The sequence below is a fragment of the Alteromonas sp. MMG017 genome, assembly GCF_018100795.1.
Classification (GTDB): domain Bacteria; phylum Pseudomonadota; class Gammaproteobacteria; order Enterobacterales; family Alteromonadaceae; genus Alteromonas.
The window spans coordinates 79,563-97,857 of sequence record NZ_JAGJDY010000006.1; the positions used below are offsets into that span (position 1 = coordinate 79,563).

18 protein-coding genes are annotated in these 18,295 nt (G+C 44.7%); 14 read left to right on the forward strand and 4 right to left on the reverse strand.

Features of this window, described 5'->3' with window-relative positions; translation table 11 throughout:
• The first annotated feature begins 39 nt into the window (after positions 1-39).
• Positions 40-498 (forward strand): GNAT family N-acetyltransferase, encoded by a 459-nt coding sequence (locus J8L84_RS10805; RefSeq protein WP_211070714.1) that lies wholly within the window; start codon positions 40-42, stop codon positions 496-498.
• Positions 499-573: 75 nt separating this feature from the next.
• Here J8L84_RS10805 and J8L84_RS10810 read toward each other — a convergent pair whose 3' ends face one another.
• On the reverse strand, positions 574-1,266 hold the full coding sequence (locus J8L84_RS10810) for a haloacid dehalogenase type II (protein ID WP_211070885.1): 693 nt from the start codon (positions 1,264-1,266) through the stop codon (positions 574-576).
• 304 nt (positions 1,267-1,570) lie between these two features.
• Here J8L84_RS10810 and J8L84_RS10815 point away from each other — a divergent pair, with 304 nt between their 5' ends.
• Positions 1,571-2,149 carry a TetR/AcrR family transcriptional regulator gene (locus J8L84_RS10815; protein ID WP_211070715.1) on the forward strand — a complete coding sequence of 193 codons (579 nt, stop codon included), beginning with the start codon at positions 1,571-1,573 and terminating at the stop codon, positions 2,147-2,149.
• Here the strand turns inward: J8L84_RS10815 and J8L84_RS10820 are convergent.
• Positions 2,146-3,144 carry an oxidoreductase family protein gene (locus tag J8L84_RS10820; protein WP_211070716.1) on the reverse strand — a complete coding sequence of 333 codons (999 nt, stop codon included), beginning with the start codon at positions 3,142-3,144 and terminating at the stop codon, positions 2,146-2,148. The genes J8L84_RS10815 and J8L84_RS10820 overlap by 4 nt on opposite strands.
• A 150-nt stretch (positions 3,145-3,294) precedes the next feature.
• Positions 3,295-6,594, reverse strand: a complete 3,300-nt coding sequence (rne, locus tag J8L84_RS10825; RefSeq protein ID WP_211070717.1) for a ribonuclease E — start codon at positions 6,592-6,594, stop codon at positions 3,295-3,297.
• Between the two features lie 703 nt (positions 6,595-7,297).
• Here rne and rluC point away from each other — a divergent pair.
• Positions 7,298-8,242 carry a 23S rRNA pseudouridine(955/2504/2580) synthase RluC gene (rluC, locus tag J8L84_RS10830; protein ID WP_211070718.1) on the forward strand — a complete coding sequence of 315 codons (945 nt, stop codon included), beginning with the start codon at positions 7,298-7,300 and terminating at the stop codon, positions 8,240-8,242.
• 86 nt (positions 8,243-8,328) lie between these two features.
• Positions 8,329-8,976 (forward strand): HAD-IA family hydrolase, encoded by a 648-nt coding sequence (locus J8L84_RS10835; RefSeq protein ID WP_211070719.1) that lies wholly within the window; start codon positions 8,329-8,331, stop codon positions 8,974-8,976.
• Positions 8,977-9,010: 34 nt separating this feature from the next.
• Here the strand turns inward: J8L84_RS10835 and J8L84_RS10840 are convergent, their stop codons facing one another.
• Positions 9,011-9,658: a Maf family protein gene (locus J8L84_RS10840; protein WP_211070720.1), complete on the reverse strand. Its 648-nt coding sequence runs from the start codon at positions 9,656-9,658 to the stop codon at positions 9,011-9,013.
• A 326-nt stretch (positions 9,659-9,984) separates the two neighbouring features.
• On the opposite strand from J8L84_RS10840, the gene yceD reads away from it, so the two are divergent.
• From yceD to mltG, 10 genes are all read left to right on the forward strand, one after another.
• Positions 9,985-10,518 carry a 23S rRNA accumulation protein YceD gene (gene yceD / locus J8L84_RS10845; RefSeq protein WP_057792384.1) on the forward strand — a complete coding sequence of 178 codons (534 nt, stop codon included), beginning with the start codon at positions 9,985-9,987 and terminating at the stop codon, positions 10,516-10,518.
• Positions 10,519-10,521: 3 nt separating this feature from the next.
• The gene (gene rpmF, locus J8L84_RS10850) at positions 10,522-10,692 is read left to right on the forward strand and encodes a 50S ribosomal protein L32 (RefSeq protein WP_013784462.1); all 171 of its coding nucleotides are present in this window, start codon (positions 10,522-10,524) and stop codon (positions 10,690-10,692) included.
• 15 nt (positions 10,693-10,707) lie between these two features.
• Entirely contained in the window at positions 10,708-11,733 is a 1,026-nt protein-coding gene (gene plsX, locus J8L84_RS10855; protein WP_057792382.1) for a phosphate acyltransferase PlsX, read from the forward strand.
• Complete coding sequence (locus tag J8L84_RS10860) at positions 11,730-12,695, forward strand: beta-ketoacyl-ACP synthase III (RefSeq protein WP_057792381.1); 966 nt, start codon at positions 11,730-11,732, stop codon at positions 12,693-12,695. Before plsX ends, J8L84_RS10860 begins: the two co-directional genes overlap by 4 nt.
• A 73-nt stretch (positions 12,696-12,768) precedes the next feature.
• Complete coding sequence (gene fabD, locus J8L84_RS10865; RefSeq protein WP_211070721.1) at positions 12,769-13,698, forward strand: ACP S-malonyltransferase; 930 nt, start codon at positions 12,769-12,771, stop codon at positions 13,696-13,698.
• 9 nt (positions 13,699-13,707) lie between these two features.
• Entirely contained in the window at positions 13,708-14,448 is a 741-nt protein-coding gene (gene fabG / locus J8L84_RS10870) for a 3-oxoacyl-ACP reductase FabG (protein ID WP_057792377.1), read from the forward strand.
• A 199-nt stretch (positions 14,449-14,647) separates the two neighbouring features.
• Positions 14,648-14,887, forward strand: a complete 240-nt coding sequence (acpP, locus tag J8L84_RS10875) for an acyl carrier protein (protein ID WP_013784457.1) — start codon at positions 14,648-14,650, stop codon at positions 14,885-14,887.
• Positions 14,888-14,973: 86 nt separating this feature from the next.
• Positions 14,974-16,212 (forward strand): beta-ketoacyl-ACP synthase II, encoded by a 1,239-nt coding sequence (gene fabF / locus J8L84_RS10880; RefSeq protein ID WP_211070722.1) that lies wholly within the window; start codon positions 14,974-14,976, stop codon positions 16,210-16,212.
• 119 nt (positions 16,213-16,331) lie between these two features.
• Positions 16,332-17,267, forward strand: a complete 936-nt coding sequence (pabC, locus tag J8L84_RS10885; protein ID WP_211070723.1) for an aminodeoxychorismate lyase — start codon at positions 16,332-16,334, stop codon at positions 17,265-17,267.
• The gene (gene mltG / locus J8L84_RS10890; RefSeq protein ID WP_211070724.1) at positions 17,251-18,294 is read left to right on the forward strand and encodes an endolytic transglycosylase MltG; all 1,044 of its coding nucleotides are present in this window, start codon (positions 17,251-17,253) and stop codon (positions 18,292-18,294) included. Before pabC ends, mltG begins: the two co-directional genes overlap by 17 nt.
• Position 18,295 lies beyond the last annotated feature (1 nt).

Below are 18,295 nucleotides of genomic sequence, written 5' to 3' on the forward strand. Positions count from 1 at the left end.
AAAACTAGCCCCATTAATAAAGAGTAAATAACCAGCCTTATGATTTCTTGGAAAGTATTAACATTTAGCCAGCTCAATACCCATCAGTTATTCGAGCTTATGAAACTTCGAGTAGATGTGTTTGTGGTAGAGCAAACATGCCCATACCCTGAACTTGATGAAAAAGACAGGCATAGCGATACGCGACATTTATTAGGCTTTAACGGCGACATGTTAGTCGCTTATGCCCGTTTGATACCTGCGGGTGTGAGCTATCCTGGCGTCAGTATTGGCAGAGTGGCTACCCATGCAGATTTCAGAGGCAATGGTGCAGGGAAAAATTTGTTAGCTGAGGCTATCAAGCAGTGTGAAAACTTGTGGCCGAAAGAAGATATTGAAATTGGTGCACAAGAATACTTGTTAGCCTTTTATCGTAAATTTGGTTTTGTGCAAACCTCTCAAATGTATTTAGAAGATGATATACCCCACGTAGATATGAAGCGTAAAGCAGTAGCTTGATTCAAGAGCTTGATCCACGTACTGCTGAAGGAATAAGGGCTGGTTAATACCAGCCCTTTAAAATAGCGGTAACCGTTATTGGTTGGGAAGCATTTCAACCAATTCGTTTAAATCATTCACGTTGTAATCTGGCGCAATCGCCAATGGATACAATACCTTTCCTGGGCGTGCAATAAAGGCAGCTTGCCAACCGGCTTGTTTAGCGCCAGCGATATCCCAACCGTGTGCTGCAACCAACATGGCATCTTCAGGTTTAACTCCCATTTTTTCAGCAGCCCATGCATATGTGCGAAGATCAGGTTTGTATAGATTGATATCTTCAACACTTAAGCGATGTTCAAAAAATTCAAGCAAGTCAGCATTTTTGAATTGGGTATACACACCTTGGTTAGAAGAGTTGGTCAAGCTTACCAGTGTATAACCTTTATCTTTCAACGCTTGTAAGCCACTACGTACATCTGCATGAGGCGGTAAGCTACGAAGTGGGGTAACAATAGCGGTTTTCGCTTGTTCTTGGGTAAGCGGAATACCTTCTATTTCAGCCACCATCAATAACGACGCCACACCAATTTCACCGAAAGTGTGAAAACGCTGGGTGGTAGAGTCTACTAGTGAGTGATGAAGCATAGTTGAAAACCACAAAGGTAGTAACTCATTGCGGCCTCCTAGCGCTTCGCCTACGGAGCTGCGCATAGCAGTAAGGTCGAGCAGGGTTTCATTCACATCGAAGAATATAACTTTAGGAGGTACAGGCTTAGCCTTTTCCATTGTGGTGTCAGTAGGCTGTTGAGCATAGCTTGAAAATAACGGCAATATGAGTAGTGCCGCAGTAATAAATCGTTTCATAAGGGGGCCTCTTTGATGAGTAAGCTAAGTAAGCGAATGACTAATAAGCGTGGGTTTTACGAGTGATCTAAAAATAGAGACTTAAAAATAGACGCTTACATTTTGAATGATTGCTCAAAACGATAAAGGACTTTGCAATGGGGTTCAATAACTTTTTGAGTGTTTGTTCAAAATTGCTATGATGTAAACAGATAAGTAGAGAATAAACGAAAGAAAGGCTCTCGTGATGGCTAAAGCACAATTCGATAAAGACAGCATATTGGATAAAACCATTATGCTGTTTTGGCAACAAGGCTACCATGGCACGTCTATGCAAGACGTCACCTGCACCACAGGATTAAAGCCTGGTAGTTTATATAATAGCTTTGGTAACAAAGAGCAGTTGTTTATTGCAAGCCTAGACCGTTACGCACAACGTAGTGCTGACAAAATGAAACGAGCAATGGCGCATGGAGTTGGCGAGGGCATTATTATGCTGCTGAACGACATGGTGGCCGCAAGAGGGCAGAAAGACTATACCCAAAAAGAATATGCAAGCTGCTTTATTATTAAAACCCAATTGGAACTTACCAGTACCGAACCTAAACTGGCAGAGCTCGCTGTTAGCTACTTAAGCCGTACTAAAGCCCAATACAAACTAGCGATTGCTAGCGAATATGGTGAAGCGCTGAGTGAGGTGTATGCCACATCAGTCATGATGGCTATTTTTGGTATTCGGGTTTACGGCTATCAGCAGCCGAAGGAGGCTGATGTACTTGAAAGCCTGAGGCTGTCTTTACCCTGGTTGCCTTGGAAAAAACACTAATTTAATGTTGCCAAGGCGATATCGGTTTGCCTCGTCAATTCACCGTTTATCTTCCAGTGGTCTGGGCTCCAACCCGCTAAAAATCGATTGAAATCAGCACAAGCAGTGGGGTATAGCGCTCGCCATTCCTGTTCTATTTCAAGATATTGAGATTCGTACTGGGTGCCTATTAGCTGGCTACGAAGGCAATCGAAATAATAATCTAAGCTGCTAGTGGTATGGGTTCGTTGATCGCTTTCACTTAATGCGCTGCCAATAAAATAAGCCACGTCTTTCATTCCCACTCCTAACCCCGTGTATTGAAAATCCACGCCACCGCATTGGCTAAAGTCAGGGGTAAAGCAAAAGTTCGCAACCTTGGCATCACCGTGCAATAAGGTTTGAAACCGTGCCGATGAAAGCTGGGTCGATAATCTGCCGGCTTCCTTTTTTAAAGGGCCATCTTCCATAGCTTGCCATTCATCTTGCCTCGTACTCAAATGCCAATAAGTGCCTTCTGGCCAAACATTGGAATCAACAATGCCCATAAAGCGGGCATGAAATGCTGCCAGCCAACGCAATACCGTCTGCGCTTGTTTTACACTTAGCGAGGTTGCACGTTGGGTGTATCCCGCGTGATCTAAATCGTCCATCACTAAGATATGTGCACTGCTATTGTTTTCACCGCTCGCTGCTGCTAGGCAAGCAGGGGTTAGGCAGTCAGTTTTAGTGCTAGATTGCAAGTAGGTGTAAAAGTAGTGCTCTACCTCAAATGAACGGCATTTTCTAAGATGACTGGTATTGCTTTGCCATCCTTTAGGGTGGCTGATTTCTAAGGAAGGTTGAACGCATTTCGCCACCACAGGGGTTAAGGCGTTTTCAGTGTCATCAAACAAGGTGGCACGAAAGCATGCGCCATAACCACTCCAGAGTGACTGAATAAGCGTTGGGGAGCGTACTTCTTTATTGGTTGTTCTTGCTAGCCAATCAATCAAGCTGGGTTTAACTTTATCCATTGCCTTACTCCCACAGTACAACAATATAATTAACCAATAAAAAAGCCGCAATTAAGCGGCTTTTTATCGTTTATTAGCAACCTTAGTTCCTAGTCATGGCGATAGCCACCAGTGACTATCGTTATCAGCAACTAGGGCTGCTAGTCACGCTTAGGCGTTTTCATCAACACTGGTTGGCAGTGTTGTTGGCGCTGATGCAGCGGCACTTGCTTTCGCAATAGCTGCGCTTCTACCCGATACTACAATGGCTGGGCGGCTATCATCAGACTTAGCGGTAAGCGCTACGTCATTGAAAGTGTCATCAACCGATGCAGGTGCTGCCATTGGCGCAGATGCATTAATGCGGCCACGGCTGCTAGCAGGCGCACCTGTAGTAATAGGCTTAGTTACCGCAGCTTTCGCCTTCTTAGGCTTGGCTTTCGGCGCAGGTTTAGCCGCCGTTTCACTTACTGCTTTAGCAGAGTCTTCACCTAGGTTTATTTCAACCTGTTTAGGTGCAGCTTCGGCGGCAGGAGCAGGAGTAACTTCAGCTTTAGCTGGCTTAGGTGCATCCGCTTCACTTTTTGGCGAAGCTAGCTCGAACTGCATTTCGTCTTGAACGACTTCAGGTGCTGGCTCAGCTGCTGGCGCTTCTGGCTTAGCTGTTGCAGTTTCTGTTGTAGCAGGCGCAGCCTTCTCTTCCGATGGGGCTAATACACCAGGCTTAGTGGCTTGAGTGTCTTCTGTTTTAGCAACAGAAGGCACTTCAGCGTTTTCGGCAGCGGTATCAACAGTAGTTGGCTGGGCATTCTCGTTTTGAGTGTGCGCAGTATCTGCTTCAAGTTTACCTGGCATAGCCGCTTGTGTATCTTCTGCACGAGGTGCTGATTCACTCACGTTGGCAGCAGGCGCTTCTTGTAATGGCGTAGTGTCAACGTTTGCAGTTGACTGTTCACCTACCGGGGCGCTGTTGTCATCATTAGACTGCTGCGCTTCCTTCTTGCGGCGCTGACCAGCAGCACGAACATGACGAGGAGAGCGACGTGAACGGCCACGGCTTTCGCGTTTTTGACCATTTTCATCAGTGTCGTTGTTCGCTTGCTCTGAAGAAGATTGAGTATCTTGTTCAGTGGTCGACTTAACATCAGTTGGTTGAGAGGCTTGCGCTACTGGCGCTGCTGTTTCAGAAGCTGCTGGTGCATCAGTTGATTGAACTGGCGCAGTATTAACTTCTTCAGTTTCAGCAGGCGCTGCTTTAGCAGGTTTAGGCTTATCAACGGCAAGAGATTTAACTGGTTTGCTAGCCGGTGCTTCATTTGACTGTGTATTGTCATCTTTTTTCACACGTACGCTGCGACGAGTATCTCTGCGTTTGCGGCGCTCAGCCACTTCTTGTTTCTTCTGTGCTTCCTGAGGCTTAGCATCTTGAGACTTGTTATCTTGTGTCTTAGGCGCTTCGTCTTGGGCGTTAGTTCTGCCTTGTTCTTGCTTAGGCTTCTGAGTCTCGTCACGAGGTTTACGAGGCTTACGACCTTTGTTGTTACTCGCGCGTGGCTTGTCGTCTTGCTCAGAACGCGGCGTACGCTGTTCTTGTTCGCCATCTTTGTTTTGAGGCTGGTTACGACGAGTATTTTTTCTTGGTTTGCGACGACGATCATCGCCATTGCGGTTGCGAGACTGATTGCCGCCACGGTTGTTGCGACCTTCAGATTGCTTCTGCTTTTCTTTTTCTTTCGCTTCAGCTTCTGCTTTCGCTTTTTCGTCTTCACCGCCAAGTACATCACCTAACCATTTACCAATACGGGCAAAGAGTGAGGGTGAGCTTTCAGCTTTAGCTTCAGGCGCTTCTGCTTTAGGTGCAACCACTGGCGCAGCGGTAGGCGCAACAAGCCCTTTTAATGCTGGCTCTTCACGTTTAACCGGCGCTGAAGTTGTGGTTTCAGTTTCCGTTTCAACCGTTGGCATCAACTCTACTTCGTAGCTTGCATCATCTAGAATATCATCTGGACGGCGGCGAGTTACTTGGTAGTGAGGTGTTTCAAGGTTGGCGTTAGGGATAAGCAATAAGTTAACGCCATGACGCTTTTCTAGGCTTTGAATCGCTTTACGCTTTTCGTTAAGCAAATAGGTGGCTACTGATACAGGAAGCTGAGCTTCAATTTGGCCTGTGTTTTCTTTAATGCTTTCTTCTTCAAGAATACGCAAGATAGACAGTGCTAATGACTCGGTACCACGAATGGTGCCGTGACCTGAACAGCGAGGGCACACATGGTGCGCTGAATCACCCAATGATGGGCGTAAACGCTGACGTGACATTTCAAGCAAGCCAAAGCGAGAAATACGGCCTAGCTGAACGCGAGCACGATCGCTGCGAACCGCGTCTTTCATGCGGTTTTCAACTTCACGTTGGTGACGTACTGGAGTCATATCGATAAAGTCGATAACAACCAAGCCACCTAAGTCGCGTAAACGAAGTTGACGAGCAATTTCGTCAGCTGCTTCAAGGTTCGTATTTAGTGCTGTTTCTTCAATATCACCGCCTTTGGTTGCGCGGGCAGAGTTGATATCAATAGAGGTAAGCGCTTCAGTAGGGTCGATAACAATTGAACCACCAGAAGGTAAGCGAACTTCACGTTGGAAGGCCGACTCAATTTGGCTTTCAATTTGATAATGACTGAACAAAGGTACTTCGCCACGATAAAGCTTAACGCGGTTGGCAAAGTCAGGGCGCACAAGTTGGATGTGCTGCAATGCTTGTTCGTAAATACTGGTTTTATCAATTAAGATTTCGCCAATATCGCGACGTAGATAGTCACGAATTGCACGTACAATTACGTTACTTTCTTGGTGAATTAAGAAGGGCGCTTCGCGCTCTTCAGCCACTTTAGAAATTGCTTCCCAGTGGGTAAGTAGTACTTTTAAGTCCCACTCTAACTCTTCGTAAGATTTCCCTACGCCAGCGGTACGAACAATTAAACCCATGCCATCAGGCAGGTCTAGTTTGTTCAAAGATTCTTTAAGTTCTGTACGCTCATCACCTTCGATACGACGAGAAATGCCGCCGGCACGAGGGTTATTTGGCATTAATACTAAGTAGCTACCTGCCAGTGATAAGAAAGTAGTAAGCGCTGCGCCTTTTTGACCACGTTCTTCTTTATCAATCTGAATGATAACTTCTTGGCCTTCCTTAATAACATCTTTGATGTTTGGGCGGCCTTCGAAACGGTAGCCTTTAGGGAAGTAGGTGCGAGCGATTTCTTTAAGAGGTAGGAAACCGTGGCGATCTGCGCCGTAGTCTACGAATGCCGCTTCGAGGCTTGGCTCAACGCGGGTTATTTTACCTTTGTAAATGTTTGCTTTTTTCTGTTCGTGCCCAGGACTTTCGATGTCCAAATCGTATAACCGCTGCCCATCAACAAGGGCAACACGCAACTCTTCTAATTGAGTTGCATTAATTAACATTCTTTTCATTGTATCTAACTCTGTTTTTAATACAGCCGTCCAGATACAAAATTAAAGTGACATGTACAAACCCTCACCGCGCAATCTCACGATTGGACGGGGACCTTGTTGTAACGCCGCATTATCCTTGAACTTACGTGGCATGTAACGTTTTTCGTTACTCGTTCCGCGTTTTATATTGTTCTTAAGGATGTCGGGAGCGACATACCCTTATCTCTATCTATCTTTTTAACAAACACCGCTCTTAGGCTGGCGCTTGTTTGTCAATTCAATTCTGTTAGCTAAACGGCGAACTTATTTTATGTTCGCAAACAGCATCTGAATTATCTAACGGCAGTGTAGTCGTTGCCTCTATAATTCTCGTTCCAGATATAAAATTGCGTGTTCATTGAATAATGCAATTGGAACGTGACACTGTTCTTATGGATAACAAAAGTGGCGAAATAAGCGGGTAACGAATTAACCAGCTCTAAATGCTCACTATGTTAAATGTTGTGTTTCACCGGCATGATTTGGCCGCGTAAAATACAGTTTTTATTATGGCATCAAAGGTTCAATTTAAGCAAGGTGTGAGGGGTAAATAAGCCCAGATAATGCGGTTTTTCTGTGCTAAATGCTCGTTTAGTATCAAAAGTAGCCAAAGGGTTTTATTTTTAAGGCACATTAAAGTTTCTGTATCGGTCTGCTTTTGCATTGCGTTATAATGGAGTCTATGAAAGAACAAACCCAACAATCAGTCCGTTTCGTTACCGTTGAACCCGATTTAGCAGGGCAACGTGTAGACAATTTTTTGCGCACCCAATTAAAAGGCGTGCCCAAAAGTATGATTTATCGCATTTTGCGTAAAGGTGAAGTGCGCGTAAATAAGGGTAGAGTAAAACCCGAATATAAACTCGTTGCCGATGATGTAGTGCGTATTCCGCCTGTTCGTGTATCAGAAGGAACGCCTGGGCCATCGCCAAAACTTGATAAAATTGCAGCGCTAGAATCGCAAATATTATTTGAAGACGAGCGCATTATTGTGATCAATAAACCTTCAGGCATTGCTGTTCATGGTGGCAGTGGTTTGAGCTTTGGTCTTATTGAAGGTTTACGCGCACTGCGCCCCGATGCCAATTTTATGGAATTGGTTCACCGTTTAGACAGAGACACCTCTGGCTGCATTCTTATTGCTAAGAAACGTTCGGCGCTTCGTCATATGCATGAGCAGTTGCGTACCGGTAAAATGGATAAGCGCTACCAAGCCTTAGTGGCAGGGCAGTGGCCTGAAAACCGTTTTAAAGTAAAAGCGCCACTTCGAAAAAATGTGTTGCAGTCTGGTGAACGCATGGTGAGTGTGAGTGAAGATGGCAAGCCATCCGAAACCCGTTACCGCATATTGCAAAAATTCGACACTGCCACTTTGGTAGAAGCTTCACCTATTACAGGTAGAACTCACCAAATCCGAGTTCACTGTTTACACGCCGAGCATCCTATTGCTTGCGACCCTAAATACGGTGATGGCGATTTTGATGAGTCTATGCGTCAAAAAGGGTTAAACCGCTTATTTTTGCACGCACATAGCATTTCGCTAATTCACCCTGGCACAGAAGAACGAGTTAAATTTACCGCTCCGTTAGATGCCACATTAACCAATACCTTAAAAGCGTTGTCATAACGCTTTAAGGTATTCGGTAAATTTACTTATTAATTAAGTTCTATTTATTTATATTAATTCTCTTATACAGAAGGAACGCGGTAACTATGCGCTATAAGTTGGTTATTTTTGATTGGGACGGCACCTTAATGGATTCTGCCGATAAAATTATCAACTGTATGCAGATAGCAGCAAAACTCTGTGAAATGCCTGTTCCTAGTGCTGATGCGGTGAGTCACATTATTGGTATTAGCTTAAAACCTGCTATTAAGCAGTTATTTGGCATTGATGATGACGCCCTAGCTGAGCGTTTAGTGCTGGCTTATAAAGAAGCCTTCGTAAGCCATGATGCTACGCCGTGCCCGTTATTTAATGATGTGCAAGAATTGTTGTTAGCACTAAAAGCAGAGGGTGCCACCCTTGCTGTAGCAACAGGGAAAGCGCGTAGAGGTCTTGATAGAGCATGGTTGCAAACCGAGACTGGCCACTTTTTCAGTGCATCACGATGTGCTGACGATGCGCAGTCGAAACCGTCACCTGACATGCTACTGCAAATTTTAGACGAGCTAAAAATCAGTGCTCACGATGCGGTTATGATTGGCGACACCACCTACGATATGCAAATGGCGAAGTCTATTGGTATGCGCAGAATAGGGGTTTCTTACGGAGTGCACGCACAAGTACACCTTGAAGCATTGGCGCCCGAAACCATTGTGCACTCCATTGGTGAACTTCAGCAATTTTTGCTTCGCTAGTTTGGCGTTCAATAGCAAAGCAAATCTTCAACAGCTAGGCCTTGGCAGTCGCTAGGTCTAGCAAATCGATATCAAAATGTTTGTCTAACATATTATGCAGCAGCATCACGGGAAGCCCTATTAAAGTATTAGGGTCGCGGCTGGTAATGCGTTCGAACAATAAGGCCCCCATTCCTTCACATTTGAAACTCCCCGCGCAATCAAGTGGCATTTCGGCTTCAACATAAGCACGTAGCTGCGCTTCTTTATGGCTACGAAAATACACACAGGTTTCTTCGGCTCGGGTAATGGTGTCTAAATTACTAGTAAGAATATCGGGTAGGTCATCGTCGTCTTCAGCTTTACACAAACTTATCGCAGTGTAGAAATACACCGATTTTCCCTGGCACATTTTTAATTGCGCTACAGCATTTTCAACTGTGCCGGGTTTGCCAAATATAATCTTGCCGTCTGGACCTTCTACAGAAGCAACTTGATCACTTCCAATGACAATTCTCCCTGGCTGTTGTTGAGCAATTTTTTTTGCTTTTTCGAACGCTAAACGTTTACACAACGCAAGGGGTGTTTCATTGGGCAGGGGAGTCTCATCTATATCTGGTTTGCTTATTTCAACTTGAATACCAATATTCGACAATAATTGCTGGCGGTACTTCGATGATGAAGCTAGAACGAGTGTGGTCATACTACAAAACCTCAATCTTACATTAAGTGTTAATTAACCGAATTACGCGTTGCGTATCCTCTAAAGAGTAATCACAACTTACCCTAAATATAGCGTGTTTTAATAAAGGAGCGTAATCCCGTTTGCCAACTTGGGTATTTTCAACAATACGCTATTTTACCAACCACCCCATGTTTTAGACACATCATGTTCTTTTTACTTGTTATTTGGGGTTATTCCCTTAAAATTCTGTTTATGAAAAGAAGTACAAAATCGCTAAATTATTATACAAAAATGCCCATTAAATCTTTGACAGTGGGATATGGAATCTATAGAATGCGCGCCCTATGCAGAAAGTGAAACTCCCTCATACGGTCGAACCGACCAGCAGCGCTATGAAACGTTCCGATTATCGGGGTGTTCTTGTGTCTGAAGATATGGAACGATTAAGTGGGGCTGTTGTCCGATGTAGTGAATATGTGGACGTCGATGTGCAGTTCAAAAAAGACGAGCAGGGTCTTACTGTATTTCACGGTCATTTAGGCACTCAGGTAACACTTCTCTGCCAGCGGTGTAATGGTGAATTTGATACCACACTTGATGTGGATTTTTGTTTTACTCCAGTGCAGGGAGAAGAACGAAATGAAGAAGATCCAATACCCGAAGCTTACGAACCGGTAGAGGTCAACGACCACGGAGAAGTTAATCTGCTTCAGATATTTGAAGACGAGTTACTTTTATCTTTGCCCATCGTACCCCTTCATGCAGAGGAGGAGTGCTCAGTGAAAAAAGATGATATGTCATTTGGAAAGATTGAACCGGAACAAGAGCGAGAAAACCCTTTCGCGGTTTTGAAAGAACTTAAGCGAGACCAGGAGTAAGTTATGGCTGTACAAAAAAATCGTAAAACGCGCTCTAAGCGTGGTATGCGTCGTTCACACGATGCATTGACTGCGTCGACTTTGTCTGTCGACCCAACGTCGGGTGAAACACACCGTCGTCACCACGTGACAGCTGACGGTTACTATAAAGGCAATAAAGTAGTCGGCGCGTAATACGGCGTCTACATCTTGTCTAAGCTAACCATCGCGTTAGATATCATGGGGGGCGATCATGGTCCCCCTGTTATCCTCTCTGCGGCTGTAAAAGCCATTGAACTTCATTCTGACGTTCATTTTTTGCTATGCGGCGACCAAGCCGTTATATCCCCAGCAATTCAAAATCTCACCGCTTCTCAACGAAGTCGGGTAACTGTATCTCATTGCGACCAAGTGGTTGAAATGGGTGAGGCGCCTACCTCCGCGTTACGTAATAAAAAACGCTCTTCGATGCGCCGTGTTATTGAATACGTTCAAAGCAATGAAGCCGATGCGTGCGTTAGTGCAGGTAATACCGGTGCGCTATTAACCTTATCGTTTTATCTATTAAAAACCTTATCGGGTATTGATAGGCCAGCGCTTATCAGCATGATGCCCACCGCGAGTCATCACAATGTTTTCTTGCTCGATTTAGGCGCGAATGTAAATTGCACGCCTGAAATTCTATTCCAATATGGTGTGATGGGGTCGGTGTTAGCGCAAGAAGCAGCAGGTATTCCTTCTCCTCGTGTTGCGTTACTAAACGTGGGCGAAGAAGATATAAAAGGAAATGCGTACGTAAAGTTAGCCGATCAATTATTTAAAGATGCACCAGGTATTAATTATATTGGCTATGTAGAAGGTGATGACATCTTTACCGATAAAGCCGATGTGGTGGTTACTGACGGTTTTACCGGCAATGTTGCGCTTAAATCTAGTGAAGGACTGGCCAAGTTGGTTATCAACGAAGTGAAGCGCCAGTCTCAAAAGAACTTTTATACGCGGCTAATGGCCAAAATTGCTTTTCCATTGCTCAAATCTATCTATAACAGCGTGAACCCCGACCAGTATAATGGTGCGAGTCTGATAGGATTGCGCGGCATTGTTATCAAGAGTCATGGAAATGCATCTAAAGACGCCTTTTATTACGCCATTGTGCAAGCAATGAAAGAAGCAAAGATGCGAGTTCCAGACAAGATAAAAACGAAGATAGAAACGGTTTTATTGGAGCAGCTTTGAGCAAATATTCTCGATTTATCGGTACCGGAAGTTATTACCCTAGTGATATACGAACCAATGCCGATTTGGAAGTTATGGTTGATACCAGTGATGAATGGATCACTGATAGAACCGGTATTAAAGAACGCCGAATTATAGGTGCTGAAGAAACCGCTGCGACCATGGGTGCAGAGGCAAGTAAAAAAGCCATAGAGATGGCAGGCATCGACCCTCAATCAATTGACATGATAGTGTGTGCTACTACTAGCGGACGCTATGCACTTCCTAGCACTGCCTGTGAAATTCAGCGCATTTTAGGTATTAACGGTATTCCTGCATTTGATGTGGCAGCTGCTTGTGCAGGTTATTGCTATGCATTAAGTGTGGCCGACCAATACATCAAATCTGGCATGGCTAAGCGTATCTTAGTTATTGGTACAGATTGTCTTAGTCGCCTGATAGCGCCTGAAGACCGCACTATGGTCATTTTATTTGGCGATGCTGCCGGTGCCACTATTATAGAAGCCAGCGATGAGCCGGGTATTTTATCAACTCACATCAACGCTGATGGTTCTTACGGCGATTTACTTTACGTTGGTAACCCAACCCGTGGCGATGAAGCATCGGTTCACGAAAACTGGGGCGTGATGCGCGGAAACGAAGTTTTCAAAGTTGCCGTGAACAAATTGTCTGAAGTGGTTGAGCAAACCCTTGCGGCAAACAATATGCAAAAATCTGATCTGGATTGGCTAGTGCCTCATCAAGCGAATTTCAGAATTATTAAAGCGACAGCAAAAAAACTAGATATGTCGTTAGAACAAGTGGTAGTGACGTTAGAGAAATACGGTAATACTTCGGCTGCCACAGTACCCACAGCACTAGACACCGCTATTCGCGATGGTCGCATTCAGCGTGGGCAACATTTATTACTAGAAGCATTCGGCGGCGGTTTTGCGTGGGCATCTGCGCTGGTACGATACTAGTTTCTTCTATTAGTCTTATTGAATTCGTTGTATTCAAAAATTCGTTGTATACAAAAAATAATAAGGAACAACAATGACAAAAACAGCCTGCGTCTTTCCAGGGCAGGGCTCACAATCTGTGGGCATGCTTAAAGAGTTGGCCGACAGCCATCCTTCGGTTGTAGATACCTTCAAAGAAGCTTCAGACGTATTAGGTTACGATCTTTGGGATCTGGTACAAAACGACGCCGATGGGAAATTGAACGAAACCCATATCACTCAGCCCGCTTTGCTTGCAGCCAGTGTTGCCACTTGGCGCGTACTAGAAGCTCAAGGCATTGAAGTGAGTTACTTAGCGGGTCACAGTTTAGGTGAGTATTCTGCGTTAGTGTGTGGCGGTGCCATGTCATTCGCCGATGCGATAAAGCTGGTTGAAGCTCGTGGACAATATATGCAAGAGGCGGTGCCAGCGGGTGCCGGTGCTATGTATGCCATTATTGGTCTAGATGACAACACCATTGCTAATGTGTGCCACCAAACGGCTATTGCCACAGGTGATGTAGTGTCTCCGGTTAATTTTAACTCGCCAGGCCAAGTGGTTATTGCGGGTGAAAAAGTGGCCGCTGAGCAAGCTGCTGCTGCATGTAAAGAAGCGGGTGCTAAGCGAGCGCTTCCACTAGCGGTAAGTGTGCCTTCGCATTGCGAACTTATGCGCCCTGCTGCTGACAAATTAGAAGACGCGCTGGCGACATTAAACGTTCATACCCCTGCAATTAATATCATTAATAATGTTGATGTGACCATTGAAACTGACGGTGCATCAATAAAAAGTGCGTTGGTACGCCAATTATATTGCCCCGTGCAGTGGACGCGTACCGTTGAGTACTTGGCTGCCGCAGGTGTTGAACGCATCATTGAAGTAGGCCCAGGTAAGGTACTTACAGGATTAAATAAACGCATTAATAAAAGTTTAGAATCCATTGCTGTAAACACCCCAGAAAGTGTGGAAGCATTAAAACAATAAGGAAACGCTATGAGTCAGTTAGAAGGCAAAGTAGCACTGGTAACAGGCGCAAGCCGAGGCATTGGTAAAGCCATTGCTAGTCAGCTTGCAGCGCAAGGTGCTACGGTTGTGGGTACTGCTACAAGCGACAGTGGTGCAAGTGCAATTACTGAATATTTATCTGAGTTTGGTGGCAAAGGTATTGCACTAAATGTTACCGATAAAGACAGTATAGATGCTATAATCAAGGAAATTAATGACACTTTCGGTGGCATTGATATTTTGGTTAATAATGCAGGTATTACCCGTGATAACTTGTTAATGCGTATGAAAGATGACGAATGGCAAGACATCATTAATACCAACCTTACAGCCATTTTTACGCTATCAAAAGCGGTACTTCGCGGTATGATGAAGAAACGCTTTGGCCGTATCGTAAATATCGGTTCTGTGGTAGGTAGTTCGGGTAATGCTGGGCAAGCAAACTACGCAGCAGCGAAAGCAGGTGTTATTGGTTTTTCGAAATCTATGGCACGTGAAGTGGCTTCTCGTGGTATAACTATTAACGTTGTTGCGCCTGGTTTTATCGATACTGACATGACAAAATCATTGACGGACGATCAAAAAAGCGCAATTTTTAAAGATATTCCTGCTAACCGTTTAGGTGAACCTGATGAAATAGCAGCCACTGTTGCCTTTTTAGTGAGCAGCGGTGCAGCCTATATTACAGGCGAAACTATCCATGTAAACGGTGGTATGTATATGGGTTAAATTCACGAAAATTGTGAATTTAACTGTGTTTGGGGTGGATTTTCCCCGAACTTGGATGTAAAAATAGAACATTAAGAATTTGGGATGTCGCTGGTTTGACCAGAAAAATTGTTTAAACTGGTGCTTGCAAGCTTGTACCTTGCAAAATAAACTAGCGGCACTTTGACTATCTAGTGACGTTTAAGGGAAACCTAGAATTATGAGTAACATTGAAGAACGCGTTAAGAAAATTATCATTGAACAACTTGGCGTAAAAGAAGAAGAAGTAAAAGCTGAAGCTTCATTCGTTGATGATTTGGGCGCAGACTCACTTGACACTGTTGAGCTAGTAATGGCGTTAGAAGAAGAATTTGATACTGAAATTCCTGACGAAGAAGCAGAAAAAATTACTACTGTTCAGTCAGCGATTGATTACATCAATGCTAACAAAGACGCTTAAGTCTTCGTTATAGTAAATTAAAAAACGGCTCTCTTTAGAGCCGTTTTTGTATTCCCACCTTATTGGTTCCAATGCGAGGGCTTTTTGTGACAAAACGTCGCGTAGTGGTTACTGGTCTTGGCATGCTTTCACCTTTGGGTCTTTCTGTAGATGAGACTTGGCGTCGTCTGTTAGCAGGCGAAAGCGGTATTGGTGAAATCACCCATTTTGATTGCAGTGACTATTCCACCCGTTTCGCAGGTCAAGTTGATAACTTCGACCCGCAGGAATATATAGAAAAAAAAGAAACGAAGAAAATGGACAGGTTTATTCAGCTGGGTATTGCAGCGGGTAAACAGGCCATGGCTGATTCGGGCTTAACGATAACTGAAGAAAATGCACACCGAGTAGGTGTGGCTATTGGTTCAGGCATCGGTGGGCTAGAGCAAATTGAACAAAACCACACCAAATTAATGAATAGCGGTCCTAAGCGCGTTTCTCCATTTTTTGTGCCTTCCACTATCACCAACATGATTTCTGGCTTTTTGTCTATCATGGAAGGGCTTAAAGGGCCGAATCTAAACGTAGTGACGGCGTGTACCACTGGTGTGCATAACATTGGTATTGCTGCGCGTACTATCGCGTATGACGATGCAGATGCCATGCTAGCAGGCGGTTCTGAAGCGTCTATCACGCCATTAGGTATTGCTGGTTTTTCTGCGGCACGTGCATTGTCTGCACGAAACGACGATCCTCAAGGCGCTAGTCGCCCTTGGGATAAAGATCGTGACGGTTTCGTCATGGGCGAAGGCGCTGGTGTAGTGATGCTAGAAGAATACGAAGCGGCAAAGGCTCGTGGTGCAACCATTTACGCTGAACTTGTTGGTTTTGGTATGAGTGGCGATGCTTATCATATGACATCACCACCTGCTGACGGTGAAGGTGCGGCGGCTTCAATGAGTAACGCTATTCGCGATGCAAAAATTGAAAGCAGTGAAATTGGTTACGTTAACGCTCACGGGACATCAACGCCAGCGGGTGATATTGCAGAAGTGGCAGCGGTTAAACGCGTGTTCAACGAACATGCGCACAACATGCTTGTAAGCTCTACTAAGTCGATGACAGGTCATTTACTTGGTGCAGCAGGCTCTGTAGAAGCTATTTTCACCATATTGGCACTACGTGACAAAATGGCACCGCCAACCATTAATTTGGATGAGCCAAGCGAAGGATGCGATTTAGACTTCGTGGCAAATAAAGCAAAAATGTTTACTTCAGACTATGCGCTGTGTAATTCATTTGGCTTTGGTGGTACTAACGGTTCGCTTATTTTCAAACGAATTTAAGCCCAAGCAATCGTTTGGACACCCTTAGTTATTGATTAAAGGCAGCGCAAGCTGCCTTTCTTGTTTGCGCACAACAACTTGGTATACTGCACGGCAGACGTTAATTATTAGAGCTAGTTGTGAAAATAGTCGCAAACACCGACACCACATCGTCAACCCCTTCATCCTCCGATGCAATTGCCTTAAACGACAGGGCACTGAACTATGCTGATGGCGTTTTTACTACCATGTGCGTTAGTCATGGAAAAGCAGAGCTACTGTCTTTTCATCTTGCTAGGCTCAATCATGATGCCAAAGCATTGGCCATTTCCCTCGACATGACTGCACTAAAACAGGCTATTGATGAGTATATCAATACACTTACTGCATCACTTGAACATCCCAGCATTAAAAAGGTAATGAAGATCCATGTATCTTCAGGAGAGGGCGGTCGAGGTTACGCACGAGATGCCCAAGCGCCTGCCATCGTTCGATTTTCTAGTCATACTTACCCTACGCATTATGCTGAATTGCAAACAACCGGGTTATCGGTAATATGCGCGAAAACACCACTCGCTATCCAACCACTTTTAGGCGGCATTAAGCATATGAACCGGTTAGAGCAGGTATTGGTTAAGCGTGAAGTAATTGCGGCCAATGCCGATGATGCCTTAGTGTTCGACACGCAAGGGCGCCTTATTGAGGCCAGTGCTGGAAACGTATTTTTTCAAACTGACAGCGGATGGCACACGCCTAAGGTAAATAATTGCGGTGTAAATGGTGTTGTGCGCCAGTGTTTATTAAGTGTGTTAAAGCCAAGCTCGTCAAAAGACAGCGACATAAGTAGCAACGCTTTAGTCGTTAATGAAGGCGAGTACACACTGGCTGATGTAGCTAATGCCAAGGCACTAGTGATCACCAATGCCTTAATGGGCGTAATGCCCGTTAATAACGTTGTGCTAAACGAAGGAAAAACTGGCGATGAGTTAGTATTTAATGCGGCTCATGAAGGGGCAAAGATCCTAGCTAGGTTAGTATTAGATAAAATTCAGGAAGATCATGCGAATAGTTATTAGCATTGGGATAATGCTGGCGCTTGTATTGGGTGCAATTACCTTTGGCGTTTTATATGTAAATGGGCAAGCTTCATCGCCCTTGTCGATTTCTCAACCCCAGCTTTATACGGTAGAAAAGGGCAGTAGCGGATATAAAGTGGTAAGGGAGCTTCGGGCGCGTGATTTAATCGATAGCCCTGAATTAGCCACCAAGCTTTGGCTTAAATTCTTTGCTGCCAATACCCATGTGAAATCGGGTACATACCGTTTAACACCAGGACAATCATTGCGCGAAGTGTTTGCCACATTAAGTCGTGGCGAAGAGCATTATTTTGCGGTGAGTTTGGTAGAAGGGCTTACACTAAAAGAGTGGTTGGTTACCCTAAACGCGCAAACTGAGCTTATTAATGATGTATCGCTAGCTCAGGTTGACGAGACGATTAAAACCACAAGTACGACAAGCGAGAATAAAGCAGCCCCAATATCATGGCTGAATGACGCTAGCAGCGCTGAAGGTTTATTTTTAGCCGACACGTATTTTTTTACCGCTAATACTGCGGCCAGTAGCATTTTAAAACGTGCCCATAAGGCTATGTTAGATTATGTTGAAACCCAATGGCAGCAACGGCAAGCAGATTTGCCATTGAACTCACCGTACGACGCCCTAATATTGGCAAGTATTATTGAAAAAGAAACCGCGGTGAGCGAAGAGCGAGCTAAAATTGCGGGGGTCTTTGTGAACCGGCTACGTAAGAATATGCGTTTACAAACGGATCCCACCGTAATTTACGGCATTGGTGATACGTATGATGGTAATATTACCCGTAAGCATCTTCGTACGCCCACACCTTACAACACGTATACTATTAAAGGTTTGCCGCCCACGCCTATCGCGATGGCCGGTAAAGAAGCCATTTGGGCCGCATTAAACCCGATGGAAACCGATGCTTTGTATTTTGTTGCTAGAGGTGATGGTAGCCACGAATTTTCATCTTCGCTGGCAGCCCATAATGCGGCTGTGCGAAAATATCAGTTAAACCGAAAATAAA

Excerpts from the sequence above, each read along its gene's own strand:
- J8L84_RS10805 (WP_211070714.1), top strand. The coding sequence starts at position 40 with ATGATTTCTTGGAAAGTATTAACATTTAGCCAGCTCAATACCCATCAG.
- J8L84_RS10810 (WP_211070885.1), bottom strand. The coding sequence starts at position 1,266 with ATGGAAAAGGCTAAGCCTGTACCTCCTAAAGTTATATTCTTCGATGTG.
- J8L84_RS10815 (WP_211070715.1), top strand. The coding sequence starts at position 1,571 with ATGGCTAAAGCACAATTCGATAAAGACAGCATATTGGATAAAACCATT.
- J8L84_RS10820 (WP_211070716.1), bottom strand. The coding sequence starts at position 3,144 with ATGGATAAAGTTAAACCCAGCTTGATTGATTGGCTAGCAAGAACAACC.
- rne (WP_211070717.1), bottom strand. The coding sequence starts at position 6,594 with ATGAAAAGAATGTTAATTAATGCAACTCAATTAGAAGAGTTGCGTGTT.
- rluC (WP_211070718.1), top strand. The coding sequence starts at position 7,298 with ATGAAAGAACAAACCCAACAATCAGTCCGTTTCGTTACCGTTGAACCC.
- J8L84_RS10835 (WP_211070719.1), top strand. The coding sequence starts at position 8,329 with ATGCGCTATAAGTTGGTTATTTTTGATTGGGACGGCACCTTAATGGAT.
- J8L84_RS10840 (WP_211070720.1), bottom strand. The coding sequence starts at position 9,658 with ATGACCACACTCGTTCTAGCTTCATCATCGAAGTACCGCCAGCAATTA.
- yceD (WP_057792384.1), top strand. The coding sequence starts at position 9,985 with ATGCAGAAAGTGAAACTCCCTCATACGGTCGAACCGACCAGCAGCGCT.
- rpmF (WP_013784462.1), top strand. The coding sequence starts at position 10,522 with ATGGCTGTACAAAAAAATCGTAAAACGCGCTCTAAGCGTGGTATGCGT.
- fabD (WP_211070721.1), top strand. The coding sequence starts at position 12,769 with ATGACAAAAACAGCCTGCGTCTTTCCAGGGCAGGGCTCACAATCTGTG.
- fabG (WP_057792377.1), top strand. The coding sequence starts at position 13,708 with ATGAGTCAGTTAGAAGGCAAAGTAGCACTGGTAACAGGCGCAAGCCGA.
- acpP (WP_013784457.1), top strand. The coding sequence starts at position 14,648 with ATGAGTAACATTGAAGAACGCGTTAAGAAAATTATCATTGAACAACTT.
- mltG (WP_211070724.1), top strand. The coding sequence starts at position 17,251 with ATGCGAATAGTTATTAGCATTGGGATAATGCTGGCGCTTGTATTGGGT.